18 protein-coding genes are annotated in these 21,789 nt (G+C 65.5%); 5 read left to right on the plus strand and 13 right to left on the minus strand.

Annotation, left to right across the window (positions count from 1 at the left end; translation table 11 throughout):
* The first annotated feature begins 399 nt into the window (after positions 1 to 399).
* On the plus strand, positions 400 to 2,790 hold the full coding sequence (locus llg_RS12935; protein WP_338285087.1) for a glycoside hydrolase family 95 protein: 2,391 nt from the start codon (positions 400 to 402) through the stop codon (positions 2,788 to 2,790).
* A gap of 362 nt (positions 2,791 to 3,152) precedes the next feature.
* Here llg_RS12935 and llg_RS12940 read toward each other — a convergent pair whose 3' ends face one another.
* Positions 3,153 to 4,250 carry a substrate-binding domain-containing protein gene (locus llg_RS12940; RefSeq protein ID WP_338285088.1) on the minus strand — a complete coding sequence of 366 codons (1,098 nt, stop codon included), beginning with the start codon at positions 4,248 to 4,250 and terminating at the stop codon, positions 3,153 to 3,155.
* Positions 4,251 to 4,411: 161 nt separating this feature from the next.
* On the opposite strand from llg_RS12940, the gene llg_RS12945 reads away from it, so the two are divergent.
* From llg_RS12945 to llg_RS12955, 3 genes are all read left to right on the plus strand, one after another.
* Entirely contained in the window at positions 4,412 to 5,119 is a 708-nt protein-coding gene (locus tag llg_RS12945) for a hypothetical protein (protein WP_338285089.1), read from the plus strand.
* Between the two features lie 27 nt (positions 5,120 to 5,146).
* Positions 5,147 to 9,070, plus strand: a complete 3,924-nt coding sequence (locus tag llg_RS12950; protein ID WP_338285090.1) for an autotransporter-associated beta strand repeat-containing protein — start codon at positions 5,147 to 5,149, stop codon at positions 9,068 to 9,070.
* 129 nt (positions 9,071 to 9,199) lie between these two features.
* Positions 9,200 to 10,792 (plus strand): glycoside hydrolase family 43 protein, encoded by a 1,593-nt coding sequence (locus tag llg_RS12955; protein WP_338285091.1) that lies wholly within the window; start codon positions 9,200 to 9,202, stop codon positions 10,790 to 10,792.
* Here the strand turns inward: llg_RS12955 and llg_RS12960 are convergent.
* The gene (locus llg_RS12960; protein WP_338285092.1) at positions 10,789 to 11,757 is read right to left on the minus strand and encodes a hypothetical protein; all 969 of its coding nucleotides are present in this window, start codon (positions 11,755 to 11,757) and stop codon (positions 10,789 to 10,791) included. The two genes, llg_RS12955 and llg_RS12960, sit on opposite strands and share 4 nt — an antisense overlap.
* A gap of 60 nt (positions 11,758 to 11,817) precedes the next feature.
* Complete coding sequence (locus tag llg_RS12965) at positions 11,818 to 12,009, minus strand: hypothetical protein (RefSeq protein WP_338285093.1); 192 nt, start codon at positions 12,007 to 12,009, stop codon at positions 11,818 to 11,820.
* A gap of 241 nt (positions 12,010 to 12,250) precedes the next feature.
* Here llg_RS12965 and llg_RS12970 point away from each other — a divergent pair, with 241 nt between their 5' ends.
* Entirely contained in the window at positions 12,251 to 14,104 is a 1,854-nt protein-coding gene (locus llg_RS12970) for an alpha-amylase family glycosyl hydrolase (RefSeq protein WP_338285094.1), read from the plus strand.
* Here the strand turns inward: llg_RS12970 and llg_RS12975 are convergent.
* The 10 genes from llg_RS12975 to llg_RS13020 all read right to left on the minus strand — a co-directional run bounded on the left by llg_RS12975 (position 14,101) and on the right by llg_RS13020 (position 21,173).
* On the minus strand, positions 14,101 to 14,442 hold the full coding sequence (locus llg_RS12975) for a hypothetical protein (protein WP_338285095.1): 342 nt from the start codon (positions 14,440 to 14,442) through the stop codon (positions 14,101 to 14,103). The two genes, llg_RS12970 and llg_RS12975, sit on opposite strands and share 4 nt — an antisense overlap.
* A complete protein-coding gene (locus llg_RS12980) occupies positions 14,439 to 15,095 on the minus strand; it encodes a hypothetical protein (RefSeq protein ID WP_338285096.1) in 657 nt (218 codons plus the stop codon). The genes llg_RS12975 and llg_RS12980 overlap by 4 nt, the downstream gene beginning before the upstream one ends.
* Entirely contained in the window at positions 15,092 to 15,439 is a 348-nt protein-coding gene (locus llg_RS12985; RefSeq protein ID WP_338285097.1) for a hypothetical protein, read from the minus strand. The genes llg_RS12980 and llg_RS12985 overlap by 4 nt, the downstream gene beginning before the upstream one ends.
* A gap of 3 nt (positions 15,440 to 15,442) precedes the next feature.
* Positions 15,443 to 15,979 (minus strand): hypothetical protein, encoded by a 537-nt coding sequence (locus tag llg_RS12990; RefSeq protein ID WP_338285098.1) that lies wholly within the window; start codon positions 15,977 to 15,979, stop codon positions 15,443 to 15,445.
* 140 nt (positions 15,980 to 16,119) lie between these two features.
* Positions 16,120 to 16,947, minus strand: a complete 828-nt coding sequence (locus tag llg_RS12995) for a hypothetical protein (protein WP_338285099.1) — start codon at positions 16,945 to 16,947, stop codon at positions 16,120 to 16,122.
* Positions 16,948 to 16,991: 44 nt separating this feature from the next.
* On the minus strand, positions 16,992 to 17,294 hold the full coding sequence (locus llg_RS13000) for a hypothetical protein (RefSeq protein WP_338285100.1): 303 nt from the start codon (positions 17,292 to 17,294) through the stop codon (positions 16,992 to 16,994).
* A 126-nt stretch (positions 17,295 to 17,420) separates the two neighbouring features.
* On the minus strand, positions 17,421 to 18,911 hold the full coding sequence (dacB, locus tag llg_RS13005) for a D-alanyl-D-alanine carboxypeptidase/D-alanyl-D-alanine-endopeptidase (protein ID WP_338285101.1): 1,491 nt from the start codon (positions 18,909 to 18,911) through the stop codon (positions 17,421 to 17,423).
* Between the two features lie 47 nt (positions 18,912 to 18,958).
* Entirely contained in the window at positions 18,959 to 19,696 is a 738-nt protein-coding gene (locus llg_RS13010) for a hypothetical protein (RefSeq protein ID WP_338285102.1), read from the minus strand.
* Positions 19,697 to 19,989: 293 nt separating this feature from the next.
* Positions 19,990 to 20,568, minus strand: coding sequence for a lipocalin family protein (locus llg_RS13015; protein WP_338285103.1), 579 nt, complete (start codon positions 20,566 to 20,568; stop codon positions 19,990 to 19,992).
* Positions 20,569 to 20,681: 113 nt separating this feature from the next.
* The gene (locus tag llg_RS13020; RefSeq protein WP_338285104.1) at positions 20,682 to 21,173 is read right to left on the minus strand and encodes a hypothetical protein; all 492 of its coding nucleotides are present in this window, start codon (positions 21,171 to 21,173) and stop codon (positions 20,682 to 20,684) included.
* Positions 21,174 to 21,789 lie beyond the last annotated feature (616 nt).

Genomic DNA, 21,789 nt, shown 5'->3' on the forward strand with positions numbered 1-21,789 from the left:
GTCATCACGGCGAGATGACCCTACCTCCAGAGGCGCGCTGCAAAGGTAGGGTCGCACCGCCGGGGCGACCGAGTCGAGCGCTCTCGTCCGCTCCCCCGGGCTCGTCCCATCCCATCCTCTGTGAGGATGACCTCATCCCGCGAACGCCCTCCACCGCCCGGTCCAAACACGGCGAGATGGCCCCACCTTCACCCGCCCCGCCCCGGTTCCCACCGGCGCGGGGCTTCTTCGTTCATAGGCCCTATACGTCCTATAGGCCTTATAGGACCTATTCTTCCAGTCCTCACCAAATATCGCCATCATTCCAGCGGATCGTCTCCATTATTCGTCACGCATTCCACTGGAAATAAGGTCAAAAATAGATAGGTTCTGCCTCCGCTCCCGTAAAACCTCATCCGCATGCATCCCTCCTCCACCTCCCGCCGCGCTGCCCTTCTGCTGCTAGCCAGCGTCGCCTCCTGCCTCGCCGCCGGCGGCCCCAATGAAGTCCTCTGGTACAACGCCCCCGCCGCCCGCTGGATCGAGGCCCTGCCCGTCGGAAACGGCCGCCTCGGCGCGATGATCCACGGCCAGCCCGGCAAGGAGCGCCTCCAGCTCAATGACGTCACCGTCTGGTCCGGCGACCCCCAGCCGGACGCCGACCGCAAGGACGCCTGGAAAGACCTCGCCGAGGTCCGCAAGACCATCCGCGACGGCAAGTACGACCTCGCCGAAAAACTCTGCAACGCCAAGCTCAGCGGCCCCGCCCCCTACGAGAATTCCTACCAGACCCTCGGCGACCTCAACTTCGACTTCACCCTCCCCGCCGACCCGAAGGCCGTCAGCGGCTACCGCCGCCAGCTCGATGTCGCCGATGCCGTCGCCGCCGTCTCGTTCCAGTCCGGAGACACCCGCTTCACCCGCGAAATCTTCTCCAGCGCCGCCGATGGCGTCCTCGTCCAGCGCCTCCAGGCCGATAAAAAAGGCGCCCTCACCTTCAAGCTGAACCTCTCCCGCGTCGAACGCGCCAAGACCCGCTTCGAGGCCCCGGACACCCTCGTCATGACCGGCGATACCGGAAACACCCTCGGCTACGAGGTCCGCGTCCGCGTCCTCGCGAAGGGCGGCAAGGTCGCCGCCGAGGGCGAGGCCCTCACCGTTTCCGGAGCCGATGACGCCACCGTCCTCCTCACCGCCGCCACCACCTTCGTCCTCGATTATGACAAGGGCTACAAGGGCGGCGACCTCGGCGTCGCCGCCGCCCGCCTCAAGGCCGCCTCCGCGAAATCCTACGACACGCTCAAGTCCGCCCACCTCGCCGAGTACCACAAGTACTACGACCGTGTGAAATTGGACACCGGCAGCGGCAATGCCACCGTTCCCACCGACGAGCGCCTCAAAGCCTACGGCGAGGGCAAGTCCGATCCCGGCTTCGCCGCCCTCTTCTACCAATACGGCCGCTACCTCCTCATCTCCTCCAGCCGCCCGGACAACCCGCTCCCCTCGAACTCCCAGGGCATCTGGGGCGATGGCCTGAAGCTGCCGTGGCGTTGCGATTACAAGAGCAACATCAACTACCAGATGAACTACTGGGCCGCCGAGGCCTCCAACCTCGGCGAGATGCACCTGCCCATGCTCCGCATGACCGCGAACCTGGTGAAGCCCGGCACGAAAACCGCCCAGGCCTACTTCGGTCCCACCACCCCCGGTTGGGTCGTCGGCTACACCACCAATGGCTGGAGCTGGACCTCCCCCGGCGCGCGCCTCTCCTGGGGCGTGTGGTGGGGCGGCAGCGCCTGGATGTGCCAACACCTCTGGGACCACTACGCCTACACCCGCGATGCCGCCTACCTGAAAGGCGCCTACCCGGTGCTGAAAGGAGCCGCCGAGTTCTGGATGGCGAATCTCGTGGAAGGCACCGATGGCAAGCTCATCACCTCGCCCTCCTCCTCCCCGGAGAACAACTTCATCACCGACACCGGCATCAAGTCCTCCGTCTGCGAAGGCGCCACCATGGAGAAATCCATCGTCTGGGACCTCCTCTCGAATACCGCCCAGGCCGCCGCCGTGATGGGGAATGACGAGGCCTTCCGCAAGAAGGTCGAGGCCGCCCGCGACCGCATCCGCCCGCCGCAGATCGGAAAGGGCGGCCAGCTCATGGAGTGGGGAGGGGACTGGGACCTCAATTCCCAGGACCCCCACCACCGCCACGTCTCCCACCTCTTCGCCCTCCACCCCGGCCACGAGATTGGCGTCCTCTCGACCCCCGCGCTCGCCGCCGCCGCCCGCAAGACGCTCGAGCTCCGCGGCGACGATGGCACCGGCTGGAGCAAGGCATGGAAGATCAACTTCTGGGCCCGCCTCCGCGAGGGCGACCACGCCCACAAGCTGCTCTCCGACCAGCTCACCTACACCACCGAGCTCCGCACCGTCATGAGCGGCGGCGGGGGCACCTACCCGAACCTCTTCGATGCCCACCCGCCGTTCCAGATCGATGGCAACTTCGGTGCCGTCTCCGGCATCAATGAGATGCTGCTCCAGACCCAGGAACGCTACACCGACTCCAAGGCCCCGTCCCAGGACCGCTACGTCATCGACCTCCTCCCCGCGCTTCCCTCCACCTGGCAGGAAGGCTCCGTCACCGGCCTCCGCGCCCGCGGCGGCTTCGAGGTCGCCCTGAAGTGGAAAGCCGGCAAGCTCGAAACCGCCACCATCCGCAGCACCGGCGGCACCGCCGCCAAGGTCCGCGCCAACGGCAAGCTCACCGACCTCACCCTCAAACCCGGCGAAACCAAAACCCTCAAGGAGTAGAATCGAAGCGAAGCGGAGATGGCCCGCCTCTTCCCCTCATCCAACCGCGGGCAAACATTCCTGTCCCGTTCTTCATTCTTCCCATCCCAACGGGATGGCCCATCCCAGCCCGGGGTCCACGACCCCGGGTGACGTGCGTGAGAGGCACGCACCCTGAAAGGGTGCCCGATGCAGAGAGAGTCCTCACGCTCCTCTCCGCCCCCATTCGTCCTATGGGTCCTATGGGTCCTATGGGTCCTATGGGTCCTATGGGTCCTATGGGTCCTATGGGTCCTATGGGTCCTATGGGTCCTATGGGTCCTATGGATGTCCTCTCCCTTTGAAATCTCAAATCTCAAATTTCAAATCCCTCTTCCCGCCTCCTACCTCCCACGCTTCACCTCCGCGGACACACTCCCGCCTCCCAGATACCTCGGCGTGATCATCGTCGATTGCACCCACCCCATGCCGTGCCGGATCTGCTTCAGGATCGCGTCCGCCATCTTGTGTCCTTGCACCGACGCGTTGGTCCCGTAGCGCGCGATCGTCGGATACGTCGAGTCCAGTACCTCGTCGTCCCACATCGCGATCACGTTGGCCTCCTCCGGCACCTTCACCCCCGCGCCCAGCAGATGGCACAGCACCGTGATGGACGCCTCCGGATCGCCGGTGACGAAACCCGTGATCCGCGGCCGCCCCGCGATCAGGTCCAGCATCGTCCGCTTCATCGTCGCGGAGCCCGGCTCGTATTCCACGATCCGGGCCTGCCCCCCGAGCCGCAGCGTCTCCTCCCGGAACGCCTGCGCCGCGAGCCGGTCATTCAGGCTCGTGATCCGCGCGATCAAATAGACCACCTCACGATGCCCGCGTGACACCAGCAGTCCGGCCGCGTGGCGTCCCACCGCCACCCCGTCCATGCTCACCTGGGATAGCTTCACCCCCGGCACCGTCCGCCCCGCCACCACCGTCGGCCGCGGCCGGGAGGCGAACCACTGCTGCACCTCCGGACTCGAGTAAAACAACAGCCACGCCGCCGTGTCCGGCAGCGCGTCGAGGTGCTTCAGCTTGGCGGCGCTGAAGCGTTCAAACACCCCCGGCCGATGTTCGATCTCCAGCCGGTAGCCGGCTGCTGCCAGCCGTTCCGTCATATGCCCCGTCAGCGTCTGCAGGTTCGAACCCCACCGTGCCAATCCGATCGGCGTGAGCAGCCGCACCGTGCGCGCCGTGTCTCCTCCCTCATGGCGAACCCGCCGCCGCACCTGGTGGAACCGTCCGCGTCCCCCGGCCTCGATCCACCTGTCCTGGATCAGCACCGCCAGCGCCTTCCGCATCGTGTCCCGGCCCACCTGCGCCTCGCGGCACAGCTCCGCCTCGCTCGGCATCTCCTTCTTCCACCGCCCGGAAGTGATCCCGTGGCGGAGAAATTTCACCACCTGGTCGGTCAGCGGGTTCCGACGGGGCAGGGGAGGATCGAGTGACATGTCGTGCACGATCTGCGACCACCGATCCTCCGTCAAGAAGCCGGGGCCAAGGTTCAGGTTGTTTGGAAAACGGACATCCCCTCCCGCGCTAACCACCGTTGCCGCGTTTCGCGGGAATGCGCGACGTTCATGGGAAACCCCGAACCCGACAAACCCATCGCATGAACCTCTCGCCCCAGGGAAAAGCCTCGCTGTGTCTCCTCCTCGCCGCCGCGGCCATTACCGCGCTCTACTGGCTCCCGTCGCGGCGTGCGACCCCCGCTTCTATCACGCCACCGCCGCCCACGGCACCGGTGACGATCGCCACGGCAAGCCCGCGGCCCGCCATGCTCGATCCGGATCACGTCGTCCTCCGGCCCCTCGCCGTCGCCCGCTCCAGCCGTTCGCATCAATGGACCGCCGCCAATGCGATGGACCCGGAGGTCATCAAGGACATCGCCCACAATCCCGATGAGTTCATCCGCATGATCGAGGAGAACGACCGCATCAAGCGCCGCCAGCTCGTCTACCGGAACGAGACCGTCCCCATGCTGCTCCAGCGTGTCGGCGGCGATGCCGCCTCCCTCCGCTCCCTCATGCTGCCCGCCCTCGATGGCCGGGAAGTCGAGATCGAGGTCACCGGCACCCAGCTCCTGGAGGGCCTGCGATCCGGCACCGTCACCGGCCGCGTGAAGGGCCGTTTCAACTCGATGGCCACCGTCGGTTTCTACAACGGCTGCGAGTCCTTCAACATCATCTCCCCCGACGATGGCCTCTACCTCATCGCCGATGCCCGCGAGCCCGGCGAGGTCTTCCTCAAGGAAATCGATCCCGACCGCTACGCCCCGCTGCCCTGCGGCTCGAACGCCGTCACCCAAGCCAGCCACTGAACTCCTCACCTTGGAAAACCCAGGATCATGCATCATGCCTGCAAGGCCCCGGCCTTTCTCCTCGTCGCTTTCGTCCTGCTCGCCACCTTCGCCACCGCCCGCGGTGCCGCCGAGTCGGACATCGCCGTGGGCTACAGCTACACCTACATGAGCGGTGCCGGTGGCAGCGATCAGATGAAGGCGAACGTCCTCAACCAGTTCGCCGGGGCCAACAATGTCTCTGCCGTCAGCGGCTCGCCCCACCGCCAGAAGGTCGTCGGCTTCTACCAATCCAGCCAGGACAATACCAACCGCACCTCCACCGGCGGCATGGTCGGCTGGCTCTCCGGGAATGACTCGCGCATCTCGGACGTGGTCGCCTACGGAAACTCCGTCGGAGCGGACCTCGTCACCTACATTTGTGCGAACAACGACAGCGGCTCGATCGGTGCCGTCGCCCAGCAGCCGGGGAAATACTCGGCCTACAATCCCGGCTCCGTCTACTACCTCGTCTTCGCCCACGAATCCGGCGGCCACAATTTCGGGCTGAACCACGGCGACGCCACCGTGAGCCCGAAGACCATCATGGCCCACAACTACTGCGGCGGCGGCGCGCAGGGCTACTACACCAATCCGAACATCTGGCTCAATGGCGTGAAGCTCCTCGGCACCGGCAATTGCACCGGCGGCACCATCTACGGCGGCGACGATGCCTACAGGGCCAGCACCTCCGCCCAGGGCCGCGCCGATGCCACCGAGCGACTGGTGTTCGGCTCCTCCCGCGGCTCCATCACCCACCGCTGGCAGTTCAATCGACCTGCCGCGGCCGCCCCGGCCGGAACCGTCATCACGGACGATGTCGCGGGCGCGCAGGCCATCGTCCGCGGCCAGGGCGCCACCTTCACCGGCACCGCCTTGCGCCTGCCCGGCGGCACCACCGGCAATGCCGCCGCCGACTCCATCGCCGCCTACCTCGATCTGCCGAATGGCATCTTCTCCGCCATGCCGAGCTTCACCATCGAGGTGTGGGCCACCCCGCGCTCCGCGCAGAACTGGATGCGCGTGATCGACATCGGCCGCACCACCGACGCTGGCGATGGGCTCGGGGCCGCGGGCGAATACACCGGCACTCCCGGCAGCGCCGCCCCGGGCACCACCACCGCCTACGATGACCTGATGCTCAGCGCCGCCATCGGCTCCAATCTCGGCAGCCAGCGCTTCGAGGCGAAACTCGCCGGGGCCTCCACCGTCACCGCGGATTCCTCCCTGGCCACCATCGCGGGCGATCTCCACCACTACGCCATCACCTTCGCCGATACCTCCAGCGGGGCCACCATCAAGTGGTTCCGGGATGGCGCGCTCATCAAGACGCTGAACGCCGCCTTCCACTCCGCGTCCCTACAGGACGTGAACAACTGGCTCGGCCGCTCGCTCTACAGCGCGGACGCGATGGCGGACATCGACTACCTCGACGTCCGTATCCAGAGCGTCGCCCTCGCCGATGGCGAAGTCACCGGCAACTACCGCATCGGTCCGAACGACGCGAAGGCCACCCTCTACGCCAGCGATCCGCTCGGCAGCTCGGGCTTCGTTTCCGGAAGCTGGGAGTTCGGGGCCGCCCCTGTTTCCACCCGCGACTACGACACCGCCGATTGCCGCCTCCGCACCCCGGCGAACGGGGCGAACAACACCTTCCCCGGCAAGTCCCTCACCGTCTCGAATGGTTCACTGCTCCTGAAAGGCACCGCCGCGAACACCACCACCATCGCCGACCTGCGCCTGTCCGGCGGCACCGTGATCCAGGCCGGCGGCAATTACACCCAGAGCCTCGCCGGCACGCTCTCGGTCATCAATTCCTCCACCAACCACATCCGCGGCGGCAATGGCCGGATCGACCTGAAGTCCACCATCACCGGCTTCGGCACCCTGCTTTACTCGGAGAACGCGGTCACCCTCGGCGGCACCAATACCGGCTACACCGGCCAGACCATCATCGGCGATGGACGCTTTAGCACGCTGGTCATCGGCAAGGAGGAGAACCTCGGGGCGAATCCACCGTGGTACGGTGGTGCCTGGCTGGAACTCAACCGCGGCATCCTTTCCACCACCGCCACCCTGACCCTCGATGATGCCAACCGCGGCATCCGCATTGGTCCCGGCGGCGGCTTCCTCTCTCCCGTGGCCGGCACCACCCTCACCATCGCCACCCCGGTCAACAGCCCCGCCGCCGGGGACACCCTGAAGACCGCGCCGATGGACAGCAATCCGATCGTCGGGATCCTGTTCAAGGACGACAGCGGCACCGTGGTGCTGACGAACCCGAACAACTCCCACAATGCCGAGATGCAGGTCCTCAAGGGCGAGCTGCGCCTCGCCGGAAACGGCCGCTTCAACAACGGCGACCACTGGATGCCCGTGACTGTCAATGGCACCCTCACCGATGACAGCGCGCTGGACCAGACCTTGCGCGGCGTTCTCTCCGGCAGCGGCGCGATCGTGAAGAGCAACGCCGCCACCCTCAACCTGAACGGCGCGAACACCTTCACCGGCAGCGTCACCGTCAACGGCGGCACCCTTTACACCAACCCGGGCAACGCCGCCACCAACCGCGCCCTGAGCTACGCGGGCACCATCACCGTGAACAACGGCGGCACCTTGCGCTCCGGGCCCAATGGTCTCTTCGGCTGGGATGGCACCAAGGAAAAGACCATCACCGTCAACAGCGGCGGCACCCTGGTCGCGAATGGCGGGCTCACCAGCGATGTCGGCGTCGGCACCGTGATTCTCAATGGCGGCACGCTCGCCACCCTCGCGACCGGAGCCACCGACTACGGCTCATGGCGCTTCGACAACGCCACCGACAAGCTCTCGGTCACCGCCGATTCCACCGTCAGCGCCGCCAATGTGAAATTCGGCCACACCTCCGCCGCGATCGATGTGGCCACCGGCAAGACGCTCAATTTCACCGGCACCATCACCGACACCACCAGCGGCGGCATCAGCTACCTCACGAAAAGCGGTGGCACCGGCAGGCTCGTCCTCGCCGGTGCGAACACCTACACTGGCTCGACCGCGATCCAGTCCGGCGAGCTCCGCGTGGATGGTTCCCTCGCCGCGGGCAGCAGCGTGACGGTGGACGGCGGTGCCACGCTTTCCGGCACCGGCACCCTTGGTGGTGCCGTCACCTTCGCCGCCAATGCCATCCACGCCCCGGGCGCGGCCACCGGCACCCAGACGATCGGCGGCGCGCTCAGCTACGCGTCCAGTTCCCGTGTGAAGTGGACCCTTGCGGCCAATGGCACGGCAGCCAACGACGCCAGCCGGATCGCCGCCGCCACCGTCGGCATCACGGCGGGGGCCGCCCTCGATCTGGTGTTGAACCCCGCCGGTGGCACCGTCGATTTCACCCAGGCCTTCTGGAACCAGCCCCGCACCTGGACTGTGATGACCGGCAGCGCGATCACCGGAGCCTTCACGCTCGGCACCGTCACCGCCGATTCCGTGGGCCATCCGGTTTCCAACTACGGCTCGTTCTCGCTCCAGCAGACCGCCACTGCCATCACCCTCGCCTACACCCCGCAATCCGCCGCCGTCACCTGGCAGCAGGCCTATTTCGGAGCGCAGTGGAACAACTCCGCCATCGCCGGCGATGCCGCCGATCCCGACTCCGACGGCATCCCGAATCTCTGCGAGCGCGCCTTCGGCGGGAACCCCAACACCGCCGACCCCGACATCCTGCCCCGCGTCGATCCCTCCGCCCCCTTGCTGAGCATCCTCTACCGGAAAGGCCCCGATGCCGCCGACCTCACCTTCTCCGTCATGGAGTCCACCGGCTTCTCCGGTGCGTGGACCCCCGCCGCCGGCCAAAGCACCATCCTCGGCACCGAAAACGGCATCACCCGCATCCGCTTCACCGCCCCCGCCAACGGCGCCACCCGCAAGTTCCTCAAGGTCGTCGTCTCCCAGCCGTAACCCCATCACCGCCCGATCCCTCTTCTTCCTTTGAAATTTCAAATCTCAAATCTCAAATTCTTCCCCCTCTCTCCCCCTCGTCCAATCATCCAATAGCCCCCGCCTCCCCGATCCGGCACCATGTCCCCCATGGCGACGCCCGTGATCACCAACCCCGTCCTCCCCGGTTTCCACCCCGATCCCTCCTTCGTGAGGGTGGGGGACGATTACTACCTCGCCACCAGCACCTTCGAGTGGTTCCCCGGTGTCCAGCTCCACCACTCCCGTGATCTTGTCCACTGGCGCACCCTCGGCCACGCTCTCACCCGCACCTCCCAGCTCGACCTCCGCGGCATCGCCGACTCCGCCGGCGTCTGGGCACCGTCCCTTTCTTATGCCGATGGCAAGTTCTGGCTGATCTACACCAACATCCGGAACACCGGCATGGGCCGGCCCTTCAAGGACATCGGCATCTACCTCACCACCGCCGAATCCATCGAGGGTCCCTGGTCCGATCCCGTCACCCTCGATTCCATCGGCTTCGATCCCTCGCTCTTCCACGATGACGACGGCCGCAAGTACCTGCTCAACATGCGCTGGGACTTCCGCAAGGGCCGCTACCGCTTCGCCGGCATCGTCCTCCAGGAATACGACCCCGTTTCCGAAACGCTCGTCGGCCCGCGCTCCGAGATCCTGGTGAAGGAGAACATCCTCACCGAAGGCCCGAACCTCTACAAACGCGACGGCTGGTACTACCTGATGCTCGCCGAGGGCGGCACCGGCTGGAACCACGGCATCTCGATGGCCCGCTCCCGGAACCTGCTCGGCCCCTACGAGCTCGATCCCCAGCCCTCCGTCCTCACCACCCGCGACGACGAATCCCAGCCGCTCCAGAAGGCCGGCCACGGCGAACTCGTCCAGACCCAATCCGGCGAGTGGTACCTCGCCCACCTCGCCAGCCGACCGCTGGGGCAGGGGGTCGACCGCCGCTGCATCCTCGGCCGCGAGACCTGCCTCCAGAAAGTGACCTGGTCCGAAGACGGCTGGCTGCGCCTCGCCCACGGCGGCCACCACCCGCTCGTCGAGGTCCCCGCGCCCCCGGAGCTCCCCGCCACCCCGTGGCCCGCCGTTCCCGCCCGCGAGGACTTCGCCGACCCCGCCCTCGGCCCGGAATGGAGTGCCCTGCGCCGCCCGATCACCGACGACTGGGCTTCCCTTTCCGCCCGCCCCGGTTGGTTGCGGTTGAAGGGCGGCGATTCGCTGCATTCCTGGTTCCACCAGTCCCTCGTCGCCCGCCGCCTCGAATCCACCCGTTGCCGCATCACCACCCGCCTCGATTTTTCCCCCGATCACCACACCCAGATGGCCGGGCTGGTGTGCTACTACGACACCCGTAGCCACTACTACCTCCGCGTCACCGCCGACGACCACGGCCGCAGGATCCTCGGCCTCGTCCTCACCGACGACGCCACCTACGACGAGCCCGGCGACGACCTCGATGTCAGCGATTGGCCACCTGTTTGGTTGCGCGCCGAAATCCACGACTCCGCCCTCCAATTCTCCGCCTCCCCCGACGGCGAAACATGGGTAAAAATCGGTAAAATCCTCGACGCCACCAAGCTCTCCGACGACTACGGAAACTACCTCCACTTCACCGGCGCCTTCGCCGGCCTCTGCGTCCAGGACCTCGGCGGCACCCACCGCACCGCCGACTTCGACTTCTTCGAAATGACCCCGCTCTAGCGCGCCTCCACGAAGCTCTCCCGCTTCAGCACCCGTTCCCCCCGCCACCGGTAGGCCGCCAGCGGCCCGCCCACCGACGCCCCGTAATCGAGGCACGCCACGTTGTCCCGCTCCGGCGCCGGCACCTGGTCCACCGGCTGGAAGTAGTGCCCGAAGAACACCGGCGGCGCGTCATCCGGATACCCCGGGATCACCCCCAGTGCCCCCGCTTCCACCGGCAGCTCCGGAATCCGCCCGTCCGCCGGAAACACCAGCGCCGCGCACGTCACCCCCGCCACCGGATGCTCCCACCACCGCGCCCGGAAGTGCTTCCGCGGGATGCCGCTGTTGTCCTCGTAGCTGTAGCCCGGCGGCAGCGGCACATCGATCCCCTTCAGCACCGCCTCGATCGCCTCGCCCTCGGGATTCGCCTTGTCGGACGCCGCCAGCAGGAACCCGTCGTCCGCCAGCGACTTCCCTTCCAAAAACGCCAGATGCTCTGGATGCCAGCACGCGTGCACCGCCCGCAGATAGCCGAAGTCCAGCGCCAGCGGCACCGTCTTCAACCACGGCATCCACAGCGCCCGCCACTCGCCCGCCGGATCCTCATGGTCCGGGAAATCATCCAGCGTCCCCTGGTGCGTCCGGATGTTCCGGCTGCCATGGATGCGCAGCGGCTTCCCGTTCGGCCCTCGGGTGTGGAAGCACAGCGCGTTGAGCTCGTGATTCCCGAGGATCACGTCGGCATGCCCGCGCTCCATCATCGCCTTCACGGCGTGCAGCGTGGCCTTCACCCCGCCGGGCTGGTGGTGGCCGGGCTTCGGATCGATCAGGTCGCCCAGAAACAGCGCCCGGTGTCCGGAGGGCGGGACGAAGGATTCCCCGTCGTGGGTATAATCCAGCAGCCGCATCAGTGATTCCAGCCGGTCGAAGCGTCCGTGGATGTCGCCGATGATGTCGTGGTTCAAAGCTGCGCCTTCGCTCATGCGGGGACACCATGAAGGCCACCTGAGGCGGCCTTCAACTCCGGATCGTTTCAATGTCCCTCATCCACCGGTGATCGGTGGCAGGTCGGGATCGGTCTTTTCGTCCTGGACGATCTCAAGGTGGTGGCCGGAGCGGTCCGGGTGGTCCTCGAGGTGGCAGGGAATGCCCTTGCGCCGTAGCGCGGTGATTTTCTGAGCCGCCTGTTCGTGGGCAGTCAGGTTTTCGACAGATGGGATGCTTTTCGTTTTCATGGGATAGCCGCCTGCACAGTCAGCGCGTTATGCCGATGGCGCAAGTGACCGAACGCGAATGGGCACGTTGCGCGGTGGGAATGGCGGAAAACGCGGACCGGGAGGGTGCAAATTGCCGCCGTCGTGCGCGCTGCACCGTGAGGGTTTTCCCTGAGAGGGTGGCCGGGGTTCTGGAAATGAATGCGTTGTGCCGGAATGATGCATGGGCACACGGATCGCTGGGAGAACGGGAAATATCCCCATGACAACGCCAGCCATCCAACCCAAACGCACCGGAGTCCGAAAGAAGGTCCAGCCTCCTGAACCCGCGCCCTGCCCCGGTCTGGGAGCCATCCCCTTGGAGGAGGGAACCCTCTTCCGCGTCTGGGCACCGAACGCCGACCAGGTGCATGTGACCGGCTCCTTCAACGACTGGGCCGATCCCGGTATCGAGATGGCCCGCGAGGAGGGCGGCACGTGGAGCGTCCTCTGCGCGAAAGCCAAGGCGGGCCATCACTACAAGTTCCGCATCACGCGGGGCGAGGAGTCGTTTCTCAAACTCGACCCGCGGGTGCGTCTCACCGATCCGGAAACGGGCAACGGAGTGATCTATCGCGACGCTTTCGATTGGCAGGGAGTGGAATTCGAGACGCCGCTGCTCAATGAGGTGGTGCTTTACGAACTGCATGTGGGCACCTTTGGCGTGCGCCGCGGTGAGAAGACACCGTGCGGCACATTCCGTCGGGTGATCGAGCGGCTGCCTTACCTGAAGGAACTCGGTGTGAACGCGATCGAACTGATGCCGCCCACCGAGTTCCCCGGTGAAACGTCGTGGGGTTACAATCCGTGCAATCCCTTCGCGATCGAGGCCAGCTACGGCGGACCCGACGGTCTGAAGGAGTTGATCCGCGAGGCGCACAAGCAGGGCATCGCGGTGATCCTTGACGTGGTCTACAACCACTTCGGACCCGATTCGCTCGACCTGTGGCAATTCGACGGCTGGTCCGAGGACGACAAGGGCGGGATCTATTTCTACAACGATTGGCGCTCCGAAACCCCGTGGGGCGACACCCGGCCGGATTATGGCCGCGAGGAAGTCCGGCAGTATCTCCGCGACAACGCGCTGATGTGGATCCAGGAGTTCCGCGCCGACGGCCTGCGCCTCGATGCGGTGAGTTATATCCGCCGCTCGAAGGGCGAGAACGCGGAGTCGGTGGACATCCCCGAAGGCTGGCAGGTGCTGCAGTGGATCAACAAGGACCTGAAGTTGCATTCGCCGCGTGTCATTTCCATCGCCGAGGACCTGGGAAACAACGCCGCCCTCACCGCATGGGTGGAGGAGGGGGGCGCGGGGTTCGACACCCAGTGGGAGGCGGGCTTCGTGCATCCGGTGCGCGCGGTGCTGGAGAATCCGGTCGATGATGCGCGTGATGTCGGCGCGATCGTCGCCGCGGTCCTGCCCGGTGACGCCTGCGATCCCTTCCGCCGCGTGATCTACACCGAGTCGCACGACGAAGTGGCGAACGGCCGACGCCGCATGGTGTCCGAGATCGACCCGAAACATCCCGACAGTCTGTGGGCGCGCCGGCGTGCCCTGCAAGGGGCCGGGGTGATGTTGACCGCGCCGGGCGTGCCGATGTTTTTCCAAGGCCAGGAGTTCCTGGAGGATGGTTGGTTCGATGACCGCGATCCACTCGATTGGGAGAAGGCGCGGAAGTTCCGCGGTATTCGTCTCGCCTTTCACGACCTCATTCGCCTGCGCCGGAATCTCGATGGACTGACCCGTGGACTGACTGGCGCGCATGTCGATGTCTTTCACCAGAATCATGATTCGAAGGTGATCGCTTGGAACCGTTGGTACGAGGGCGGCCCGCGCGACAGCACGGTGGTGGTGATGAACCTCACCGCCGAGGCCCACGATTTCTATGAGATCACCTTGCCCGCGGCTGGAGAGTGGAAAGTGCGTTTCAATGCCGATTGGTCCGGATACAGCGAGGACTTCGACGACACCGAGGTGATTGCCGTGGAAGGCCGCGCCGGGCAGATCGGCCATCCCGCACCGGTCGGCGGCCTGGCCTTGCCACCGTGTGCGTTCATCATCCTGAGCCAGGATTAACGCGCGCTTTCGAGTCGCTCCAAGCGGTGCCGGACCGCGTCGAGCTCCAAGTCGTGGCGTTTGATCGTCGCGGCCTGCTCGGCGGTGGTGCGATCGAAGTCCCGGCGCAGCTCGCGGTTGTCGCGGGCGACCTCGGCCAGCGTTTGCAGGGCCTGTGTTTGCACCGCCTGCACGCGCTGGACTTCGTTCATGTCATTGCGGACGCCGCGCATGTCGTCCGGCAAGGTCTTGAGCGGAGCCAGGAAATACAGGCCGCTGGCCGCGATGCCGGTGATGGTGAGCAAGGCGAGGGCGGAGTTCAGGTTGAACACGGGCGGTTTTTTCGGAGCAGGGCTCATGGCTGAAAGGGAAGGGGGAGACCGCGGTCGCGCATCCGCATCAGGATTGCGGCGCAGCCGGGTTGACGGTCGACCGCGGTGGCGGAGAATCTACCATCTGCGACGTACTTCCCGCGTTGATAGAGCGTGGTGCCACTCCATAGGTAGGGGCTCGGAACCTCCGGATGGAAGCGCAGGTAGCCGGTGCCGTTGTATGCCTCGATGGCGGTGAGAGCCGAATCCGTGGAACGCCAGTCGACGCGGTTCTCGTGCTTGAGGACATACAAGGCGTCCTCCGCGCTTTGTTCGAAGGTGAAGGGCGGCTCGCCGGTGACTGGACGTCCCTTTGGAATGAAGCGGGTACGGTGCGTGAGCGGGCTGCCTTCGTGGAGATGGCAGGTGAAGTCCCAGCCGGACTCCCGGCCGTGGAGCGCGAACACCACGGGTGCCGGCACGCCGTTCTTGCGCTGTCGCTCGATGGCCGAGTAGCGGACCCGGTCGCGCCGGTAGCGTGCCACCGCCTTGTCGAGCGGGATGATCCACTCGGGCCTCACGGTGGCCTCCTGCCAGCGGCGTTCGTTCAACGTGCCGCTGGTGGCGGGCTTTCGCACCCCCATGGCGGGAGGTGCGGCCATGGCTAGGATGGCGATCGAGGTTTTGATCAGGGCATTCATTTCGCGATCGCGGCCACGATGAGACAGGCACCGAGGAAATAGGCGATCCACTGCCAGAAGGTCAGCCGCACGCGCTCGATCGGCGAGAGCGCTTTCCAAGCATCGGTGTAGAGGCCGTTGTCCACGTCCGCGTCCGAGGTCTCGGCGTTGAAGACGTTGCGAAGCAGCAGCGCGCACAGCGCGGCGAGCGTCACTAGCGCGGGCGCGTAGGCGAAGGTGCCGACGAGGGCGAACACGCGGTCGTTGAGTGCCATGATCGCGAAGCCGGAGAAGACCGCGATCAGCAGCCAGTAACGGCGGAGGTAGTTGAACAGAGGCAGGTTGGTCATGTCGGTTGGTTTCATTGGTTAAGGAATCCAGAAGAGAGTGAGGCGTCCCCACGGGGTGAGCTTCGCCAGCCGGAGCGCGAGATACCCGCCGATCGCCAGCAACGAGCCCGCCAACCACAGCCGCAGTCGGCTGATCGCCGCGTCCTTTACGGCGGTCGTGGCCGCGAGCCGCTGGCGTTCGCTTTCGGCCTGCTGGTATTGGCCGGACACGGAACGCACTTGCTGTGACAACATGTGCTGTGCGGCATCGCCGGTCGCCGCCGCCGCCAGGGCGTCAGCTTGAGCGGCCCGGGCCTCGCCGAGAGCCTGGGCTTGCTCGTCGAGCAACTGCGTCGCCGATCTCGCCGCGTCCTCCAGTATCTCATTGCGTTCCTGCACCGAGCGCGCGTTTTCAGCCAATGAGGTAAGCTGCCCCTGATCCGCAGTGCCCACCTCCGCCAGACGGCGGGCCTCATCCGCCGTGACCTTGGCCAAGCGCCCCGAGGCCTCCACCTCTGCCACCATCGCCCGATTCTTCTCCTTCAACGCCGTATTCGCCTCCCCAGCCCTCTCCAACCCCACGCGAATCCCCGCCACGGAAGGGGTGACTTCGAGGGTTTTGGGAAGTGGGGGCGTGGGAACAGGGTTTGACGGGACAGAGCAGGAGCAAAGGCCCGCAACAAAAATAAGACGGATTTTCATACAATAGGTTGGCGTCATCTCTTCATCGAATGGCTGTATGCCACGTAGTCGAAACGCACGGACCGACTGGAGGATGTGGTGGATGTCACACCGATCATGGGACCTATGGGAAAGAAACGTCCCATGCTGTAATCGTGACCGTAAACGGTCGTGTAGATTGACGACCAGTTTCCGCTATTCCAAGCGGCACGCTCCAGTGTGATCGAGGTGTTGTAGGGGCCGAGCCTTTCGACGATTGCCCTCCAACGATCGCCGCTTTTGAAGTCTCCTGCTGTAGCGGCAATGCCGGTATTGAAATAGCCGCCGTCGGAATCGTAGATGTGCCAGTTGCCGCTGTATTTTGTGGAGTCGTATAGGAGCTGGAACGCTCCGCCACCGCCCGCGACTCCGAAACTCATGGCGGTGGAAGAAAGATCGGGAATTGCCAATACCGCTTCCATGCGCAAACCGGGTAGGTTGCTGGGGCTGGCCATATTATAGAAGCACCTCGTGTAGCTCGAGTTGGCGTATGCCACTAGTTCAGCGACTCCGAATGCCCGCGAAGAGAAACCAGCAATGTCGCCTTGCCGACCGAAACCGGAAGAACCACCGGCCGTTGACCAGGTCCAAAGTTCGGAGATGTCGCTCTGCGCGATGAAATCGTCAAAGAAGCGGTAGGGAGGCAAGCCTCCCAATTGTCTGGAAGGGAAGGGCATGGTTCGTGCATCAACCAAATCCCGAGTCATCGCGCTCTCCCCCGTATCCGCCGTCTGCCCCGCGAGGGTCACCTGGGCGTTGAACTGCTGGGGTTCGGTGAAGACATTGGCGGTCGAAGGGACAGATCGTTGGAGAATACCGGACATGGATGTATAGGGGTTTCGAATGAAATCGGGAAAGTGCCTCCGTCTCAGCGCAACGGCACATGCGTCACCGCCACCGACGTCGTCCCGTCGGTGTCCGCGTTCGTCACCACCAGCCGCGATTTGCTACTAGGTGCCACGTAGCGAACCTCCGTCGCGCCGTAGCCGTCCCACGCCCCGCCATCCACCGGCGTGTAGGTCCCCAGAACGTCGTTCACACACTGCAGTTCGACGGTGGCCCCTCCGAACGTCCCCTTGAACGTCAGCAAATACTCCTCGCCCGGCAACAGGCCGGCGATCTCATAGGTGTTGTCGGCTGTCAGCAGCGGTGGATTCGGCAGGATCGGCATCGTGGAAACGGATCGGGTTCTCGTTCAACCGCGGCCGGTCCGGCCATCCGGACCGCACCAGCGGCATGCGCGTAGAATCCCATCCGCTGTCCCGCCCCGCCATGGAACAGGTGGCCAACCCCGCCGTCACTCCACCGTCCGCACCGCTTCCAACAACGGCATCCTCACCGACCAGAAATCCACCTCCACATCGAGTCCGTTCGCCATCACCGCGAACACCCGCTGCCGCCCGTCCGGCATCTGCAGGAAACCCACCTCCGTCTTCACTCCCGACATCGCCCCGCGCTTCGACCGCATCGGGCCGTTGCCCGTCAGACTCTTCACGAACCGCTCGCCCGTCGCCGCGCGCGATGCCGCCCAGTTCACTCGCGCCAGATCCACCGGCCGGATCATCGTCGCCCGCGCCAGGCCGTTTCCATCCACCATCCGCAGCGCCTCGAACGCGACGCCCGCCTCCTCCCAATACCGGCGCACCACCTTCGCCGGATCCTCCCGCTTCAGGTTGCCCATCGTCAGAAACAGCGCCTGCGATTCCAGATTGTCGCTCACCCGGTGCAGGTGATCCACGATCTCCGGCAACGCCGCCGATGCATGCCGCGCCAATTCCATCCGTGTCTCCGCGCGACGCGATGCTCCGCCCGAAATCTTCACCCCCGCCTTCACCAGGCGAGCCCGCAGCACCTCTTCGGCATACCCCGGCGGATCCGGCATCGCCGCTCCCACCGCGAACCCGTTTTCCCCCAGCGGCACCGTTCCGCGCAGGGAAACCACCCGACCCCGCGGCTCGGAAAACACCGTCACCTGGTCACCGCTGCCCGCCGGACCCGTCGTCACCGTGTTGTCCCACCAGATGCCCTTCAACGCCGGATTCGATCCCGTCAGCTTCGCCGGACCTCCCTCTTTCCCCGCCGCGTCAAAGGCGATCACCAGCCGGTTGTGATCCACGTTCACCCCGAAAAGCCCCGCGCCATACGCATTCCCGATGTCGCCCCAGTTCCAGTGCTCGCTCACCGGCTCCGCCGAAAACACCCGCGTGTTCACCACGATCCCGCCGTTGATCTTCTTCACCCCCTTCGCCACCACCGCATCCGCCATCGCCTCCAGATCCTCGCGCGATAGCGTCGGATCGCCCGAACCCACCAGCTCCAGATCTCCGTCCAGCACGCCTGCCGCATCCGGCTTCGCGTTCGCCGTCAGCGTCGTCTCGAAACGAAACTCCGGCCCCAGCAGCGCGAACGCCGCCCCCGTCGTCACCGTCTTCATCGCCGAGGCCGGACACAGCGCCGTTTCCGCCAGCGGCGAGGCATAAACCGTCTGCCCTTTCTCATCCAGCACGCACAGCGCCACCAGCGCCCCCTTCAGCTCCGGCCGCACCGACCACTCACGGAACGCCTTCGCCAATCCGCTCTCCTCCATCTCCTTCTTCTCCACCGCCGGCGGAGCCGAAACCACACGCGTCACCTCCTTCACCTCCCGGACCACCACCGGCGCGGGCGTCGAAACCACCGGCTCCTTTCCGGACTCCCGCCACCACAGCACCGCGAACGCCCCGGCGGTGAGCCAACCGGTCACCGTCCACAGCCGCCGCCATCCCTTCGATCGTCGTTCGTTCGCCACCCTGCGACCCTAATGCCGCCTCGGCCCCGCCTGAAAGCCCGAACCTCTCACTCCATGTCCTTGCACATCGCCACCACCATCTTCACGTGGCGCAGGTAGTTCACCTCGCTTGCCTCGTTGTCGAAATTCATCCCATACGGCCAGAAATGCATCCGGTCCGCGTGCAGCACCGCGTCCGGCCCGTCGAACTCCTTCAACTGGGCCAGCCCGTGCTTCCCGGTCCACAGCCCGTCCTTGATGTTCTTCTGCCAGTTCCCGTTCGTCCCGATCCCCAGCGTGTGGCCCATCTCATGCAGCGTCACGCGGAAGCCGATCTGGCCGCCGAAATTGATCCAGCCACTGATGTTCCCATCCGCCGTCGGCGTGCCCGGGCTGTTGTTCGCCGTCAGCGCCTTCTTGAAGTCCGAGTGCGCGTTGTAAAACGCCACCGCCTTCTCCATCGATTCCACGATCCGCTTGCGGCGGTCCTCCGGCCAATTCTCGGAGCCTCCGGAGAGCTTGTAGGTGATATGCCCCTGCTGGGCCGCCTCCTTCGTGGGTGCCACCGCCGCCTCCGGCTGCTTCGCCAGCTCCTCCAAATAGCTCCGGTCCTTGTCGCTCAGCCGATCCAGCGGGATGTCCACCGATCGACCCTCCGGGCGGCGAACCGTCACCGTCGCCTTGTCCGATCGCAGAAACACGCCCTCCAGGGTCTTGCCGTCCTTGGACGTCCACACGCGCGATTCCGGTGCCGCCTGGAGCGCGGTGAAACAGATCGACAGGACTAGGAGGGCGCGAAATTTCATGCGGCGGGAGGGTTCAGCGAACATATCCCCGTTTTTTACCTCCGCTTGTATCCGAGCGCCCCAGTCCGGTAGGATTCCGACATCCGGCGCGCCTACGGAGTTACGTCAACGTGATCACGTACTATCCTTGTGGCCGAAAATGTGGCAGTCTTCACTTGTCAGCGCGAGGTTCCCCCCCACCGGACGCCGGCCTTCTCCCCCCGGAAGACAACCACTCCCCCCGACCAGTTTTGATCGGCGGATGCCGGAATCCCCCCGTTCCGGCATCCGCCGATTGCGTTTCCGGCCGCGGGTCAGTTTCCGATCCGGGTGTGCGCGTCGATCACCAGCCGCCCGGGGTCGAATCCCTGCTCACGCGCCACCTTCTTCATCCGCGCGAACTCGGCTTTCGAAAGGGAAGGCGAGCGCGAAAGGAACCACAGCGTGCGCCGGTCCGGTGTCCCCACGATCGCATGCCGGTAGTCCGGCGTCAGGTCGATCACCCAGTAGTTCCCCTCCTTCGGCACCGGAATCGCCGCCGCATACCAGGTCTTCGCGAACCGCACCTTCAGCCGGCTGTTCGTGCCATCCACCGGTACCGCGCTGCCTTCCACCGAGCGCTTCGAACCGTCCGCGCGGATGCACGTGTTCAGCACCGTGATCGATCCATCGGCATTCAGCGAATACTCCGCCGCCGCGCTCGCGCAGTCCTTCTGGAGCCACTGCGGATACCGCGCCACCTCGTACCACTTGCCCGCGTAGCGTTTCACATCCACCTGTGCCGCCGTCTTGAGTTGCGGCCTGTCCATCTTCGGCGCCGGATCGGCGGGCACCATGCAGGCGTTGAGAAGCAGCACGGAGGCCAGCGCGGAAAATGTTAGGATTGGTCTCATGGAAAACGATAACTCGGATCCACCGATCGCAACCGTGATTTCACCCAGCCCGTTCTTCGTGGCCGCGTTCGGGAGAACGTGGGCGGGGAGGATGCGCACCTCTCCCATCGGCTTCACTTCCCAGCCAGGCCCCGGATGAACTCCGCCGGAATAAACCCGGGCGAATCGGTGAACTCCGGTGCCAGTTGGGTCCCGACGACGATTCCCGGCGCGTCCTCGTCCAGATCGGCGGCGAGATTCCGTGCCGCGGCCTTCAGCGGACGGAGTGTCATCTCCGGCACGGCTGACAACAGTTCGCCGGGGCTCATCGAAAGTTCCCGCGCCTGGGACCACGCCGCCCAGAGGAACTCGGTGTCCGTGCCCTTCGCTCCCGGAAGGCACAAGCGTTTCAGATCATCGAAGGACGGGGCTTCCTTTTCCAATTCGACAAGCGTGTAGCCCTTCTTCGCGAGGATGCCATCGACCGTCTCCAAGGGACTATCGGTGTTCTCCACGATGAAGCCTCCGCCGCCGACCTCGATCCAGGCCGAGTCATCGGAGTAGAACCACACCACCGCCTCTTGGCCTGCCGCGTTCCGATAGGTGCCTTTGCGCTTCGTTGCCATTTGAAAAGTCTGGGCGGAGACCTCACCCCTTCACCTGTCGGAGCGCTTCGCTGGATTTGCCACCCGCCGGCGTCATGTCGATGAAGCCGACGCCATCGTTTACTGGCTCGCCGGCCCCGAGTCCAGCCACTCAAGGGCGATCTCCCACTAGCTCGCCGATCGTGTTGCTCCAGCATGCCCTGACCTTTACCCACATCCGCGGTCGCACGCTGCGTAGCCGCGCTCGGGAGAGCGTGGGTTGGGTAGGTTCACGATCTCCCTCGCAGGACCAGTCCTCATCCGATCTACGCCTGTTTCCAAGCCCGGTAGGGCGACGGGCCACCGGTGCTCGGGCAATCCTACGGCACGGACTACCAATCCACCACCACCGCCGGGGCGGCTGCTTGCTACAGGCCGGAGCTCGCCGCGGGCGCCTACCGGGTCCAGGCGATGTGGAATGGCGGGCGGACCGCGGCCCCGCCACGCGATGTAGCTGAAAGCTCCGCTTTCAGAATGTAGGGGGAAGCTCCGCTTTCCCTCTTCGCGGGGTGGGCGTCGCTTGGCCTGACCACTCCCGCCAACGGAGCTGGCGGAGACAATCCGAAAGCGGAGCTTCCGGCTACATTCTCCACCCCGG

The organism is Luteolibacter sp. LG18, from assembly GCF_036322585.1.
Taxonomy (GTDB): domain Bacteria; phylum Verrucomicrobiota; class Verrucomicrobiia; order Verrucomicrobiales; family Akkermansiaceae; genus Luteolibacter.